Genomic DNA, 1,263 nt, shown 5'->3' on the forward strand with positions numbered 1-1,263 from the left:
ATACTTGGCGAATTACTAATGATTTAATAAATAGATAAAAATAAACAGACAATAAATCGATTCTAATTATATAAAAAATACATAACTATAAATGGTGTTATTGAATTGCTTTAATTATTTATTATAGAGGTTCAATTTAAAATTCATCATCCAAAATTAAATTACCGGCATCATTATCTTTCGTCAATCGCTGATTCAAATAATTTTCTTTCGTAGTACGATCATTTTTATGACCTACTGCAGCTGCGATAAGATGAGGTGGTAATCCTTTGTAATCATATAAGTACTGTACATAAAAATGTCTAAAGAAGTGGGGGGTAATTCCCATATTCTCTGTAAAGGGTAGCTGAGTATCCTTAATAATTTTAGAAATATATTGTGACAAATAATTCTCTCTATAAGCAGTATGGTTTTTAGTTTGAAATACTGTTCCACCATTTCTATTCCCAATGTCTATAGGTAATCTTCTCCGCATTCGAAATGCGGCAATCCGCTTGAAAATTTCCTTATTAATAGAAACAATCCGCTCATTATCTCCCTTTGTATCAACTTTTAAATAATATCGTCCTCGTATAGCGTCATACTCAAGATCTTCCCACTTTGCATGTGCTACTTCTGCAACACGTAACCCTGTAGTAGCTAGAACTGACAATAAAGCGTAATTGATTTCATTATCCTTGTAGTAATGAAGTAACTGTTTAACGTCCTCATATGATAACTCACGTTTAGGTTTATGTTGTTTATTTACAGTTGTACTTAGTATCTCAACATGTAGAGGATCCTGAATATATTGGATTTCATATAGCCATTTCAAATATGAACGAATAACTCCAAGCTTTCTACTAATTGTAGATGGCTTGTATTTATCTTTTGACTGATAGGAGATTGCCTCTTGAGATAACCATTTTTGATAATTACGGATATGTCGTTTTCTAAGGTTTCTCCATACTTGACCAAATTTATAATTCTTTACATCTTGCTGCAAAAATTCTGTGCTTTGTTTGATGAAAAAATAGAACTGGCTTAAATCACGTGCATATAGAGCCCTGGATGCACCCTTTATACGTTTTTCTTGGTCAAAATGTGTTTGCCGATTTAAATAGTAGTACAATATTTCTTCATCTGAAAATCCCTCATATGTATATGAATCTTCTCTTTCGTTATTTTCTTTTTTAAATTCAGCTTCATTTATATAATCTTGATTCCATAACGCAATTACGTTTGCAAAATTTTGTTTGTGTTTTTCAATGTTTTTTAAATAAG

1 protein-coding gene is annotated in these 1,263 nt (G+C 30.9%); it reads right to left on the minus strand.

From position 1 onward, the window contains the following. Nucleotides 1-136 precede the first annotated feature (136 nt). Nucleotides 137-1,263, minus strand: a 1,127-nt coding sequence (locus tag ACQGS6_RS28770) for a tyrosine-type recombinase/integrase (RefSeq protein WP_426966051.1), incomplete at its 5' end; no start/stop codon positions are given.

It is taken from the genome of Bacillus sp. GMs2/2 (assembly GCF_050172095.1).
Classification (GTDB): Bacteria; Bacillota; Bacilli; order Bacillales; family Bacillaceae_G; genus Bacillus_A; species Bacillus_A cereus.